13 protein-coding genes are annotated in these 12,399 nt (G+C 63.7%); 4 read left to right on the top strand and 9 right to left on the bottom strand.

Annotated features, from left to right (window positions below; genetic code table 11):
• Positions 1 to 6 precede the first annotated feature (6 nt).
• Entirely contained in the window at positions 7 to 174 is a 168-nt protein-coding gene (locus tag BLT09_RS11830) for a hypothetical protein (RefSeq protein ID WP_023797130.1), read from the bottom strand.
• Between BLT09_RS11830 and BLT09_RS34265 the strand changes: the two genes are divergently transcribed.
• Both BLT09_RS34265 and BLT09_RS11820 read left to right on the top strand, forming a co-directional pair.
• Positions 167 to 580: a hypothetical protein gene (locus BLT09_RS34265; protein ID WP_167366407.1), complete on the top strand. Its 414-nt coding sequence runs from the start codon at positions 167 to 169 to the stop codon at positions 578 to 580. The two genes, BLT09_RS11830 and BLT09_RS34265, sit on opposite strands and share 8 nt — an antisense overlap.
• A 240-nt stretch (positions 581 to 820) precedes the next feature.
• The gene (locus BLT09_RS11820) at positions 821 to 1,282 is read left to right on the top strand and encodes a L,D-transpeptidase (protein ID WP_091593203.1); all 462 of its coding nucleotides are present in this window, start codon (positions 821 to 823) and stop codon (positions 1,280 to 1,282) included.
• An 84-nt stretch (positions 1,283 to 1,366) separates the two neighbouring features.
• On the opposite strand, the gene BLT09_RS11815 is transcribed toward BLT09_RS11820, so the two are convergent.
• A complete protein-coding gene (locus BLT09_RS11815; RefSeq protein WP_091593201.1) occupies positions 1,367 to 4,450 on the bottom strand; it encodes an efflux RND transporter permease subunit in 3,084 nt (1,027 codons plus the stop codon).
• Positions 4,447 to 5,706, bottom strand: coding sequence for an efflux RND transporter periplasmic adaptor subunit (locus BLT09_RS11810; RefSeq protein ID WP_413468411.1), 1,260 nt, complete (start codon positions 5,704 to 5,706; stop codon positions 4,447 to 4,449). The genes BLT09_RS11815 and BLT09_RS11810 overlap by 4 nt, the downstream gene beginning before the upstream one ends.
• A gap of 151 nt (positions 5,707 to 5,857) precedes the next feature.
• Here BLT09_RS11810 and BLT09_RS11805 point away from each other — a divergent pair, with 151 nt between their 5' ends.
• Together BLT09_RS11805 and BLT09_RS11800 are read left to right on the top strand one after the other, a co-directional pair.
• Positions 5,858 to 6,394 (top strand): TetR/AcrR family transcriptional regulator, encoded by a 537-nt coding sequence (locus BLT09_RS11805; protein WP_091593200.1) that lies wholly within the window; start codon positions 5,858 to 5,860, stop codon positions 6,392 to 6,394.
• 196 nt (positions 6,395 to 6,590) lie between these two features.
• Complete coding sequence (locus BLT09_RS11800) at positions 6,591 to 6,806, top strand: hypothetical protein (RefSeq protein ID WP_329608797.1); 216 nt, start codon at positions 6,591 to 6,593, stop codon at positions 6,804 to 6,806.
• Between the two features lie 268 nt (positions 6,807 to 7,074).
• On the opposite strand, the gene BLT09_RS11790 is transcribed toward BLT09_RS11800, so the two are convergent.
• Genes BLT09_RS11790 through BLT09_RS11765 form a run of 6 tightly spaced genes read right to left on the bottom strand, consistent with a single transcriptional unit; the run spans position 7,075 to position 12,342 of the window.
• Positions 7,075 to 8,055, bottom strand: coding sequence for an ROK family protein (locus BLT09_RS11790; RefSeq protein WP_091593195.1), 981 nt, complete (start codon positions 8,053 to 8,055; stop codon positions 7,075 to 7,077).
• On the bottom strand, positions 8,055 to 8,777 hold the full coding sequence (locus tag BLT09_RS11785) for a ribulose-phosphate 3-epimerase (protein ID WP_091593522.1): 723 nt from the start codon (positions 8,775 to 8,777) through the stop codon (positions 8,055 to 8,057). The genes BLT09_RS11790 and BLT09_RS11785 overlap by 1 nt, the downstream gene beginning before the upstream one ends.
• An 11-nt stretch (positions 8,778 to 8,788) precedes the next feature.
• Positions 8,789 to 9,622, bottom strand: coding sequence for an alpha/beta fold hydrolase (locus tag BLT09_RS11780; RefSeq protein WP_091593192.1), 834 nt, complete (start codon positions 9,620 to 9,622; stop codon positions 8,789 to 8,791).
• A complete protein-coding gene (locus BLT09_RS11775; protein ID WP_091593190.1) occupies positions 9,622 to 10,440 on the bottom strand; it encodes a sugar phosphate isomerase/epimerase family protein in 819 nt (272 codons plus the stop codon). The genes BLT09_RS11780 and BLT09_RS11775 overlap by 1 nt, the downstream gene beginning before the upstream one ends.
• Positions 10,440 to 11,516 (bottom strand): Gfo/Idh/MocA family protein, encoded by a 1,077-nt coding sequence (locus BLT09_RS11770; RefSeq protein ID WP_091593188.1) that lies wholly within the window; start codon positions 11,514 to 11,516, stop codon positions 10,440 to 10,442. The genes BLT09_RS11775 and BLT09_RS11770 overlap by 1 nt, the downstream gene beginning before the upstream one ends.
• Positions 11,517 to 11,526: 10 nt before the next feature.
• Entirely contained in the window at positions 11,527 to 12,342 is an 816-nt protein-coding gene (locus tag BLT09_RS11765; RefSeq protein ID WP_091593186.1) for a sugar phosphate isomerase/epimerase family protein, read from the bottom strand.
• Between the last annotated feature and the right edge of the window lie 57 nt (positions 12,343 to 12,399).

Below are 12,399 nucleotides of genomic sequence, written 5' to 3'. Positions count from 1 at the left end.
AGGCGCTCAGCGCACCACGAGAAGCGACGGACCTGACGGCATTTCGCTGGCCGCGACGAATTCGCTGGCATGGGCACGATCCCTGAGAAGCACGGTGGCGAGGCCGGCAAAGCCGAGCAGGCCCTGTGCGTAGAGCAGTGCGGAAAGCACCGAAGCTGCAAATTTCGTGTTCATCGTTTTCGTCCCCCAAATTTGGTTTCACGTTCGCTTCAGGGAAAACCCCGAAGTGCCCGCGCCGCCATCGGAGCCCCCCGTTGCGGCGCGGGCCTTCGGTCCTCTCGGCTGCAAGTTGCCGGAGGTGCCGCGCATCTTCTTCAGCCCAAAACCGACCCGCCAGAGGGCCTTGAGCCGGTTATGCGCAGGCTGGACACGATCCAGACCGTGGCGAAAACAGTGCGGCATGCAAATCAACGCTGCTTCTATGCTTATCCTGAACCAGGAGATCACGTTCGATTGCATGTTCATCTTGGTTTGTGCCGGCTGTTTTCGTTGGGTCAACTTTGCCGGTGGCCTGTATCAACATCATGCCGCTCGAGTCCGCGCTTTGTTGCCGATTGGTTTCGAGCTTTCTTTCATGTGAGGGAAGACCGCGCTTCTGCCAGGAGATGGCAGTAGCTTTTCCGGTCCGGGCTCGACCGGGCAGACCGTCCTGTTCTTGCTTTCACCCTTGCAAACGCCTCGGCATGGGCCTGCGGCCGTTAACCAGAGGAAACAGATTCGAAACAGAAAAAACCGCCGTGCGAAATCAATTCGAAACGTGACCCGACGACAAGCCAGTCATCGAATTGGAGCCGGCCATGCCCGGCAGACAGGGGACAACATGCACACGGCCATTTCCGCCAAGCTCATCAACATCGCCGCCGCCGTCACCGCGGGCGCGGCTCTTTTGTTCGGCGCCGGCAACGGCGTCGCCGATGCCGCCAATCAGATCGTGGCGCGGATTTCGCTCTCGCAGCAGACGATGGAAGTCCTCGTCGACGGGCGACCGACCTTCGCGTGGAAAGTCTCGACCGGCGGCAAGGGGCATGTCACCCCGATCGGCTCGTTCAAGCCGACCCGCATGCACCAGATGTGGTATTCGAGGAAATATGACAACGCGCCGATGCCGCATTCGGTCTTCTTCAAGGGTGGCTACGCCGTGCATGCGACCAATTTCGTCAAGCGCTTGGGACAGCCGGCCTCGCATGGCTGCGTGCGGCTGCATCCGGACAATGCCGCCGACTTCTACCAGCTTGTCGATATTTTCGGTCCGGCCAACACCAGGATCCTCATCGTCAAATAGAAAGCTAGACGATCCGCTTCCAAATACGTTGCGGTAGGACATTTCTGCCCAAGAAAAAGGCCGGAAATTCCGGCCTTTTGTCAATCAATCAACCGGCGCCGGCATCAGCTTCGGGTCCGGCTTCTCGGCGTGATGCGGCAGGTCCTTGCTGGCGATGAAGGTGTAGAACATCGGCACCACGAACAGGGTGAACATGGTTCCCACCAGAATGCCGGTGAAGATCACCAGGCCCATCGAATAGCGCGCTGCGGCGCCTGCGCCGCTGGAGACGATCAGCGGCACCACGCCGAGCGCCATCGCCGCCGTCGTCATCAGGATCGGTCTTAGCCGCACCCTGGCCGAGGCGACGATCGCATCGCGCCGCCGCATCCCGTGGAGCTCGCGCTGCTGGTTGGCGAATTCGACCAGAAGAATGCCGTGTTTGGTGATCAGGCCGATCAGCGTGATCAGCCCGACCTGCGTGTAGATGTTGAGCGTTCCCAGCCCCAGATTGAGCGGCACGATTGCGCCGAAGATCGACAGCGGCACCGACATCATGATGATCAACGGATCGCGGAAGCTTTCGAACTGCGCCGCCAGCACCAGATAGATCACGAGAACAGCTGCCGCGAAGGCGATGATGATCGTGTAGCCCTGTTCCTTCTCCTGTCGCGACTGCCCGGTATAGTCGATGAAGAACGTGTCGGGCAGGCTTTCCCGGGCGATGTCCTCGATGGTCCTCAGCCCGTCGCCGGTGGTCAGGGTGGGCAATGGCAGAGCGGAAATCGTGGCGGAGTTCAACTGGTTGAACTGCTCGATCACGGCCGGCGAGGCGTTCGTCGAGATCTTCACCACCGCCGAGAGCGGCACCATCTCGCCCGACGCGCTGCGGACGAAATACTCGGCCAGCTTTTCAGGGTTGTCGCGGAAATTCTGCGGCACCTGCGGGATGATGTCGTAGCTGTTGGATTCGCGGTCGAACTGCGCCACTTCGGCGCCGCCGACAAGGAGGGTCAGCGTCCGGCCGATGTCGGCGATCGGCAGGTTGAGCGCCGCGGCGCGGTCGCGGTCGATCGTCACCGTCACTTGCGGTGCGTCAAAGGACATCGAATTCTGCACGGCGAGGAATCGACCGGAGGCCTGCGCCTTGTTCTTTATGTCCTCGGCCGCCTCGAACACCTGCGAGGCATCGCCGGTCGAGCGCACCACCATGGTGACCGGCAGGCCGCCGCCGGAGCCGGGCAGCGTCGGTGGGGCGAAGACGAAAGCCTCGACGCCCGCCACCTTGCTGAGGCGACCCGTGATGTCTTCCTGAAGCTCCTTCGAGCTGCGCTCGCGCTCGGCCCAGTCCTTGAATGCGAAGCCGACGAAGGCGCTGTTCGTCGGGCCCTGGAAGGCGACGGCGGAGAACCGCGCCCTGGTTTCGGGGATATCATTCATCAGTCCGAGAATCTGGTTCACATAGGTCTCGGTGTAGTCCGACGTGGCATAACGCGGCGCATTCACAAGAGACAGCAAGAAGCCCTGGTCCTCTTCCGGCGCCAGTTCGCCGGCGGTCTTGGTGAACATGAAGCCGGTCGTGGCGACCAGTGCGATGACGATCATCAGCGTCACCGGACGATATTTCAGCGAGCCGCTGACCAGCCGCTCATAGACGTTTTCGACGCGCCTGAATGTGTTGTCGACAATGCGCTGGAAGCGGCTGTGCGAGCCGGCTCGCAGGATGCGTGCCGACATCATCGGCGTGACGGTGAGGGCGACGACACCCGAAAGCACCACCGAGCCGGCAAGCGTCACCGCGAATTCGCGAAACAGTGCGCCGGTCAGGCCGCCGGTGAAGGCCAGCGGCGCGAAGACGGCGGCCAGCGTTATCGTCATGGCGATGACGGCGGACGAGATCTCGCGCATGCCATTGAAGGCCGCCTGCATCGGCGACAAACCGTCTTCCTCCATATGGCGGTGAATGTTTTCCACTACCACGATGGCATCGTCGACGACGAGGCCGATCGCCAGCACCATGGCCAGCAACGACAAAAGGTTGATCGAATAGCCCAGCGTAAACAACAGGAAGCAGACGCCGATCAGCGACAGCGGAATGGTCACGATCGGCATCAGCACCGAGCGGAACGAGCCGAGGAAGAGCAGGATGACGACGATGACGATGGCGACCGCTTCGCCGATGGTCTTGAACACCTCCTCGATCGAGGCGCTGATCTGCTCGGTCGAATCGTACACGATCTCGATCGTCATGCCTTGCGGCAGCGTCTCCTGGATCGTCGGCACGATTTCGTGGATCGCCTCCGCTGTCGTCAGCGGATTGGCGGCCGGCGTCGGGAAGATGGCGAGAAAGATGCCGGGTTTGCCGTTGAAAGTAACCCTGGTGTCGGTGTTCGCAGCGGCGAGCTCGACGCGCGCCACGTCGCGCAGCCTCACCACATTGCCGTCTGTGGAACGAAGCGGAAGAGCGGCGAAAGCCTCCGGCGTCTGCAGCGTCGAGCGGACGGTGATCGAGGAGGCGACGTACTCGTTTTCGGTATTGCCGGGTGCTGAGAGGAAATTCGATGCGTTGATGGCGGTCAGCACGTCCGACGCCGTCACGCCGCGCGCCGCCAGTTTGATCGGGTCGATCCAGACGCGCATCGAATATTCGGCGGCCCCGAAAATCTGCACGTCGGCGACACCCTCGACCGTCGACATGCGCGGTCGCACGACGCGCTCGATATATTCGGTGAGTTGTTCCGGCGTCATGTTCGGATTCTGCATTGAGATATACATCATCGCGAACTGCTCGCCGGTGCCTTTGACGATCACCGGGTCTTCGGACTCGTCCGGCAGGTCGCCGCGCACGCTTTGTACCTTCGACAGGACTTCGTTCAGCGCGACGTCGGGGTTGGAGCCGAGTTTCATCTGCACCGTCACGGTGCTGGAGGACGGCCGGCTTGCCGACGTGACATAGTCGATGTTTTCGGTCGAAGCGACGGCACGGGCGATCGGCGCGGAAATGAACCCCTGGATCAGGTCGGCGCTGGCGCCGGGATAGGCCGTCGTGATCGTGATGGCCGTTTCTTCGACCTCCGGATACTGCCGGATCGAGAGGCTGAAGATGCCCTGGAAACCGAGAAGCAGGATCATCAAGGCGAGCACGGTCGAAAGGACCGGACGGCGAATGAAGAGGTCGGAGAAGCTCATTTCTGGGCTGCCTGCTGGTTTGCCGGCTTGGTCGGGTCGATGGTGTTGTCGACGGCAACGGACATGCCGGCGGAAAGGCGGTTCTGGCCGGCGGTAACGACTTCGTCGCCGGGCGCGAGGCCTTCCAGGATCTCAACCAGGCCGTCATTGCGGCGGCCTGGCTTGACGAACACCTGGGCAAGCACGAGCTGCGGCTTCTGTTCTTGCGCTGTCGGCTCGGCCGGCGCAGCAGCTGGCTTTTCCTCGGGTTTTGCCGCGGGCGCTTCGGCCGCGGGCTTTGCCGTATCTGGGGCCGGCTTTTCTTCGGCCGCAGCAGCGGGGGCGGCGCCGTTGGCCGCGGCGGGCTTTGCCGGTCGCACCACGAAGACGAAGTCGCCGTAGAGGCTGGAGGTCAGCGCGGTCTGCGGCACCGTCAGCACGTTGTTTTCCTCGGGCAGTTCGACGCGCACCTGCACGAACTGGCCAGGTGTCAGCTTGCCTTCGGGGTTGCCGACCTCGGCCCTGACCGTCACCATCCGGCTGGTCGGATTGATCTTCGGGTCGATACCGCGGATGGTGCCGGCGAACGGAAGCTCGCCGTCACCAATGCCCAGCCGCAGCGTCTGGCCGATCTTCAGCAGCGGAAGCTGCTGTTCGGGAACCGAGAAATCGGCTCGCATCGTCTCCAGATCCTGCAGGGTCGCTACGGAAGTGCCGGGTGAGAGATACTGGCCGAGATCGATCCTGGGGATACCAATGGTGCCGCTGAAGGGCGCTGTCAGCAGCTTCTGCTCGAGCACCGCCTGCAGCCTGTTGACCCGCGAAGCGGAAGCCAATGCGGCTGCCCGCGCTGAATCGAGCGTCGATTCCGAGCCGACATCGCGTTTCTGCAATTCAAGGGCGCGTGTCAATGCCGTCTGGTCGAGCGCTGCTTGCGCCTTCGTCGCATCGAGATCGGCGCGCTCTGCGGCATCGTCGAGCTGAAGCAGACCCGCGTTGGCTTCAACCTTCTGATTGGCCTGAAACAGGATGTCCTTGACGATGCCGGCGGTCTCGACGGTCAGGTCGACGCCGCGGACCGCCCTGACAGTGCCGATCGCCTCGACGCCCGGCGTCCACCCCTTCGGCTTGACGATCATCGTCGACACGGTCGCCGCCGGCGGCTTCATCGTGGCGAAGAATTCCTGCATTGCATTGTCGCGGAACAAGTTGAAGCCGACGATGCCGCCGCAGACCACCACGAGCAGAATGAAGGCGATGATGAAACGCTTGATCACGAACAGTCCCCTTGGCCATGGCCCGGCACAACAGTCGGATGACCCAAACACATAGCTGTGACTGGTCCCGATATCAAATGACGGCGACCTTACTGTACCGTCTGGACGGTCTTGTCAATTCCGCGTAGGCTAATGTATGGGGGAGCGATTGATGAAAGCCCGCAGAGCAAATTCGCGTGATAAAATTCTCGCTGCCGCCGCCGATGTGGCACGCGAGACAGGGCCCGGCAGCCTGTCGCTGGACGCCGTCGCCAGCCGGGCCGGGGTGTCGAAAGGCGGCTTGCTGTACAATTTCCCGACCAAGGCGAAGCTGATGCAGGCGCTGGTTGAGGATTATCTTCGCGCCTTCGAGCAGGCGCTGGACGCCGCCCGCACTGCCGGCGTCGCGGGCGAGAGCCCGCTTGCGACCTACATCAAGCTTTCGGCCGAACATGCCGCGGAATCGAAACCGTCGGCGTCCTGGATATTTTCGGCGATCGCCGAGGATCCCGATTTCCTGACGCCGATAAAAGCGTTCAGGCGGCAAGTTTTCGAACGGCTCAAGGGAGAAACGCCGGACCTCAAGGCGCTGCTGGTCTGCTACCTCGCCATCGAAGGACTTCGCAGCATGAATCTCTTCGATTCGGATGTTCTTTCGGTCGACGAACGCCGGTTGCTGATATCGTCCTTGTTGGAGATTGCGGGATAGATTGCCGCGCAGTGCCGCAGGATAAACCTATTGTGACAGGTCATATGGTGGAGCTTGGTCCGGCCAGGGTGAGGGAACTTTTGTCCGGCTGGCGATTTTGGATGTATGGTGAGAAGCCGAACGGCCAGAAAGGCATTCCCCGATGACAACAAAACGTTTTGCGATCCGCGCTCTCGTTTTCGCAATGGGCTGCAGCATGTCCGCCGCGGCCTTGGCTGGAGATCGCGATGATCGGCCTCACCCTGAGCGCTACGTTCCCGCCGAAGGCAACATCATCGACATTCTGTTCGGCGGCCCGCGCTACTATGATCGGCAGTTGTTCACGACAGCCGCAGGGCCCTGCTCCTATCATCGGGTCGGGCCCGACGCGAATGCCTTGAACAAGATCAACGATCACCATTGCGGGAAGTAGGCGGCAGACTGCGCCGCCCGCCAGCGCAGTCGGGCGATGCAGCGGCGCAGAATGAAGACTGTAGCGATCCTTGGCGCCCCCCTCTGTCCTGCCGGACATCTCCCCCACACGGGGGGAGATTGGCAGCTTCACCGACAACGCCCTTTCTTCAACGTTGGCGATTGGCGAAAGCGGCGACGACAGCCAATCTCCCCCCAAGTGGGGGAGATGTCCGGCAGGACAGAGGGGGGCGCTGTCTGGCATCTGTCGTTGGCGCGAACGCCATCGATCAGCAGGTCGCCATCGCCAACGGCGCGCCCGGTTCGCCTTCCCACAGGATCAGGCTGGCCGCGCCGATCAGTCCTGCGCGGTCGCCAAGCCGCGCCGGCACGATCGGTACATCCCTGTAGGCCGGCATCGCCCGCTGCTCGACGGTTGCCCTGATGGTCGGAGCCAACAAGTCGAAACCGTTGGCGAGGCCGCCGCCCATGACGATCAGATCCGGCGAATAGAGGTGAAGCAGATTGGTGAAGCCGATGCCGAGCCACTTCGCCTCAGCCTCGATCAATTCGAGCGCGCTGATATCGCCGGCACGTGCGGCTTCGACGACGTGCCTGGCCGAAACGTCGCCGTCAGCCGAAAGGCGCCTGAGCAGGGAGCCGTCGCCCGGCGCGGTCAGCGCCGTGGCACGCCGCCCGAGCGCGGTACCGGAGGCGACCGCCTCGAAACAGCCGACGGCGCCGCAGAAGCAGCGGTCGCCCTCGCCGGTGATGGTCATGTGGCCGATCTCGGCGGCAAGCCCGCGCCGGCCGTGATAGATGTGGCCGTCGGCTACGACGCCGCCACCAATGCCGGTCGATACGGTGACGAACACGAGGGATCCGGTACCTTGGCCGGCGCCGAAGCGCCATTCGCCCAGCGCTGCCGCGTTGGCGTCGTTTTCCAGACGCACCGGCAGGCCGAAATGTTTGCCGAGAATGTCGATCAACGGCACATCGTGCCAGCCGGCCAGCGTCGGCGGCGCGATCACGATACCGGCCTTGGGATCGAGCGGTCCCGGCGCGCCGATGCCGATGCCGACGACATCCGCCTTCGGGCGCTGTGTCAGAAGAGCCCCGGCCAGTGCGATGATCTGGCCGATCACCGCATCCGATCCCGCGATCGCCATCGTCGGCGCCGAGACCTGCGCGACAACGCCGCCGTCGCTCTCGACCAGCGCGCCGCGCAGCTCCGTTCCGCCGAGATCGAAGGCGAGGGCCAGTCTTGTCATCAGGCGGCGACCTTCAGCCCATGCAGCCAGCGAATGCGCTGCGCAAGGTCGGGGTCGCCGAACGCCAGCGATCCGAGCACCACCGTCTCGGCGCCAGAGGCGCGCAGGCGCGGCACCGTCTCGTGGCGGATGCCGCCGTCGGCAGCCAGGATGATGTCGGTCTCGCGACCGGCTTTTCTCATCAGTGCGCGCGCTTCGATCAAACGTGGGCAGGCCTGCTCGGAAAGGCTCTGGCCCTTGACGCCGATGGATGTGCCGAGAAGCGTCACAAACGCCACTTGCGACAGGAAAGGCGTGACCGCGGCCACCGGCGTTTCCAGCCTGAGCACCACGCCGGCCTCGGCGCCGAGCGCATGCGCCAGCCGCACGGCGCGCAGGCCGGCTTCGCCGTTTTCGGCGTGGACACTGACCAGGTCGGCACCGGCCTCGATGAACTGGCGCGCCTGCTCCTCGACGATCTCCGCTTCGACCATCAGGTGAACATGGATAGGCCTTGCCGTCAGCCCGGCGATCCGCGCTACCAGGTCCGGGAAGAACAGGAAGCCCGGAGTGAAGCGGGCGTCCGCGACATCGATGTGGTGGAGGTCGACATGAGGTTCTATGCGCTTCAGGTCGCGCTCCATATTGGCAAGGTCGGCCGACCACAGCGAAAACTCGCCGAGCAGCCGGTTGCGCGGCAGGGCGGCGATGGCGGCGGGGCCGGACAGGGATTTGCCGGACAGGGATTTGATGGTCATGACGGAATGAGGCTCCGAAAATTCGAGTGGGTGTGAAGGAAGGTCGTGATCTCGGCCTGCAACTCGGCGAAATGCCTGACGCTGTCGAGCGCCTTGGGATGGATTTCGGCAAAGGTCGCGCCCGGAATGGTTGCGGCGAGCGTATGGGCCGCCGTCAGCGGATGCACCGCATCCATGGCATTGCCGATGACAAGCGTCGGAATGCCAAGCACCGCGGCGTCACGCGCCGAAACGCCCGGGCCGTCGGCGGCAATGTCGGCGAGGACCTGCGCGAATTGCGCGGCGTCCGGCCGGTCGAAATAGCCGATCAGCGAGGCAAAATTGTCGGGTGCTTCACGCTGCAGGCGCGCGGCGGTTTCCGATTGCGCGAAGATCGACCTCGCCTTGTCGGGCCCGTGGTCCAGGATAAGCCTGGCAACCTCGGCGATCGGCAGCAGGTTCACCGGCGCGTCGTCGAAAATCCAGGCCGGCCGCACCAGGAGAAGACCCGCGACGCGATCCGGATGACGGCAGGCGAGGCGCATGGCGATCGCCGCGCCCATCGAAATGCCGCCGGCGACGAAACGATCGAGACCGGCCTGATCGGCGGCGGCAACAACATCGTCCGCGAACATCTCCAGGGAAAACGGCCGGCGGCTGCCCAGTCCGGAGGCGCCGTGCCCGCGGCATTCCAGCGTGATGCGCCGCAAGCCCGGCCCGGAAGGGAAGGCCTGGGCGACCTGCGCGTCGCCACCGCCCAGCCCATGCTGAAAGATGACCGCAATGCCGTCGCCACTATCGGAAATCCGAAGCGTGGCGTCATCGCGAAGCAGCGTGGCCAGGCGCGCCATCACACCAGCCCTTTGAGGAAGCGGGCAACGCCGGGTGCCTCTTCGGCCGAGAGGCCATGCGTGACCAGCGGCCCGTCAAAACCCGATGCTTTCAGCCTGGCGACGAAATCCGCAAAGTCGACGACACCCCGGCCGGCGGTCGTGAAGCGGCCGTCAGCGAAACGGTCCTTGGCATGGGCCATGGCGACGTGGCCCGCAGTGCGTTCGACGGCGGCGGCGACGATGGCGCGTGCTTCGGCGGGGCTCGCCTGCTCGAACAGGTTGGCCGGATCGAGCACGATGCGCAGCCGTGTCGAGCCCATCTCGGCGATCAGGCGCATCGCGTCCGAGGCCGAGGTGACGATGTTGGCCTGTTCGGGTTCCATGCCAAGATCAACGCCGTGACGCTCCGCGAGCTGAAGCGCCTTTTCCATATCGCCCGCCATGTCTTCCCATGCCGAGGGCTCGCTATTGTCGGGATGGTATGCCCACTGATCGTCGGCGTTGCGGGTTCCCGTGCACAAGGTGACCATCGGGACGGAAAGCTCTGCCGCGGTCTTGATGACCACGCCAAGCCGGCGCAGGCCGTCGTCGCGCACGGTCCTGTCGGGATGGGCCATGTTGTAGGTGCCCGAGAGCGCTGCCAGGGCGACACCGCAACCCTTCGATGCGTCCGCGATGGCATCAATGGCGTCTTTTTGCACCGCCTCAGGCATCGACGGCAGCCCGGCGCAGGCAAGGTTGAACTGGGTGACGGCAAATCCCGAGTCGCGGACCGCTGCCAGCACGCCAACCGGCTCGCTGCCCGGGAAGGTCTTGGCGAACACCCCGATCTGCATCAGACCGCTCCCGTTGCGGAAGCGATCTCGACGCGATCGCCGGTTTCGACCGAACGGGCGATCGCCACCATGGCGCGGATCGAGGCAAGGCCGTCCTCGACGTTGGCGCCGCGCATCGGCTTGCCGTCAAGGATTGTCTCGGCGAGGCCTTCGAGCTGGCGCCTGAAGAAATGCCCGTCGGCGCCGAGCGGCCTTCGCGACGTTGCATCCTTCTCGTGAAAGATATCGACCTCACTCGCCCGGAAATACCAGGGATTGAAGGTCTTCGCGATCACCGAGCCGTTTTCGCCATAGAGCTGAAAACCCTCGTGCCAGTCCATGCGGACAGCCACGGTGAGGTCAAGGTGGCCGAGCGCGCCATTGGCGAATTCGGTTTCGACGAACCAGCAATAGGCGCCGAAACGCTCGTTGAGCCGGGCGCGCACAGCAACGATCTCGCCGCACAGGAAGCGCGCGGTGTCGACAAGGTGCGAGCCGTGCGCGAGCATGAAATACTGCCTGAGATCGGCCTTCGGATTGCCGCCCGGCTTGCGCGCCAGCTTGCTGGTGACGGGCAGCGGCTGGACCGCGTCGGTGTTGGTGTAGCGGTGCGTGGAATCGCAATACCAGGCTTTTAGCGCCAGGATCTCGCCGATCTCGTCGCGGACGAAATCGCGCGCTGCTTCCAGTGCCGGGTCGAAGCGCTTCATATGGCCGACCTGCAGCACCTTGCCGGAGCGCCGGACCGCATCGGCGAGCATCTCGCCTTCCTCGACCGAGACGCCGATCGGCTTTTCACACAGCACGTGCTTGCCGGCCTCGAGCGCCTTGATCGACATCGGCACGTGATAGGCGTCCGAGGTCGCCACGATCACCGCCTCCAGTTGCGGGTCGGCCAGCATCTCATCGTAATCGCCATAGATTTTTTCGGGTTCATAGGTCGCGGCCATGCGCGCCAGAAGATCGGGGGCGGCATCGCAGATCGCATAGAGATCGGCGTTGCCGGCCTTCACGCAGGATTCGAGATGCGCGAATTGCGCGATCGGCCCGCAGCCGAGCACGCCGACACGAAGGCGACGGTCTTGCTTCCGGATCATGGTCTCTTCCTCACGCGCCGTAGCCGCGCATCGTCTGGCGGTTGGTCTTGACCGCGGCGGCCGGATCGCCGGCGGCGGTCTCGGATTCCTCTTCCAGCACCAGCCAGCCGTTGAAACGAGGTGCGGCGCTGGCGATATCGATCACCGCTTGGGTGTCGCAGACGCCCTTGCCGAGCATAGCCCAGGTGCCGCTGGCGTCGACGTCTTTCAGGTGCACGTAGCGGATGCGGTCGCTGTAGGTGGTGAGCGTATCGATCATGTCTTGATGGCCGCGCAAGATGTGTCCGGTGTCGGGCACCCAGCCGACGAGCGACGGATCGACCAGTTCGAAAATCCGATCGTAGTCGGCACGGTCGAACAGCAGCGTGTTGTGGTGGGAACTGGGATGGACGGCGATGTCGACGCCGGCCTTGCGTCCGAGTTCGCCGGCCTTGTTGTAGACCTCGGCCGCGATGGCAAACTTGTCGTCACGCGGGCCGTCGGACACGACGGTGGCCGAGCCCATCGAAACCAGCGCGCCTGGAAAGGCAGCGGCAAAATCGATCCAGCGTTTCGCTGTCTCGAGGTCGCGGCCGATGCTCTCTATCAGCGTAAAGCCGCTCTTCGAGCCGAAGGCGAAAGAAACAAGGGTGAGGCCGGCCGATCTCAGCGCCGCGGCGAATTCCGCCGGCCTGTCGGCATAGCGGCCGATCATCGTGTCGGTGATCTCGATGCCGGCATAGCCGCCATCGGCGATCGCCTTGAGCAGATCGTCGGGACCACCGGCAAACCGGTCTCCGAGCATTTCCCAGGTGAAGGTCTGGCAACCGACTTTCAGGTCTTTCATGCTTTCATTCCTTGATGCCGCCCTGCGTCAGCCCTTTGTTGATGTGGCGCTGGATGA

The organism is Mesorhizobium muleiense (assembly GCF_900099905.1).
Lineage (GTDB): Bacteria > Pseudomonadota > Alphaproteobacteria > Rhizobiales > Rhizobiaceae > Mesorhizobium > Mesorhizobium muleiense.
The sequence above is the reverse complement of the archived record's forward strand: the minus strand, read 5'-3'. Positions and strand labels throughout refer to the sequence as shown.

Excerpts from the sequence above, each read along its gene's own strand:
- BLT09_RS11830 (WP_023797130.1), bottom strand. The coding sequence starts at position 174 with ATGAACACGAAATTTGCAGCTTCGGTGCTTTCCGCACTGCTCTACGCA.
- BLT09_RS11820 (WP_091593203.1), top strand. The coding sequence starts at position 821 with ATGCACACGGCCATTTCCGCCAAGCTCATCAACATCGCCGCCGCCGTC.
- BLT09_RS11815 (WP_091593201.1), bottom strand. The coding sequence starts at position 4,450 with ATGAGCTTCTCCGACCTCTTCATTCGCCGTCCGGTCCTTTCGACCGTG.
- BLT09_RS11805 (WP_091593200.1), top strand. The coding sequence starts at position 5,858 with ATGAAAGCCCGCAGAGCAAATTCGCGTGATAAAATTCTCGCTGCCGCC.
- BLT09_RS11800 (WP_329608797.1), top strand. The coding sequence starts at position 6,591 with ATGTCCGCCGCGGCCTTGGCTGGAGATCGCGATGATCGGCCTCACCCT.
- BLT09_RS11790 (WP_091593195.1), bottom strand. The coding sequence starts at position 8,055 with ATGACAAGACTGGCCCTCGCCTTCGATCTCGGCGGAACGGAGCTGCGC.
- BLT09_RS11780 (WP_091593192.1), bottom strand. The coding sequence starts at position 9,622 with ATGGCGCGCCTGGCCACGCTGCTTCGCGATGACGCCACGCTTCGGATT.
- BLT09_RS11775 (WP_091593190.1), bottom strand. The coding sequence starts at position 10,440 with ATGCAGATCGGGGTGTTCGCCAAGACCTTCCCGGGCAGCGAGCCGGTT.
- BLT09_RS11770 (WP_091593188.1), bottom strand. The coding sequence starts at position 11,516 with ATGATCCGGAAGCAAGACCGTCGCCTTCGTGTCGGCGTGCTCGGCTGC.
- BLT09_RS11765 (WP_091593186.1), bottom strand. The coding sequence starts at position 12,342 with ATGAAAGACCTGAAAGTCGGTTGCCAGACCTTCACCTGGGAAATGCTC.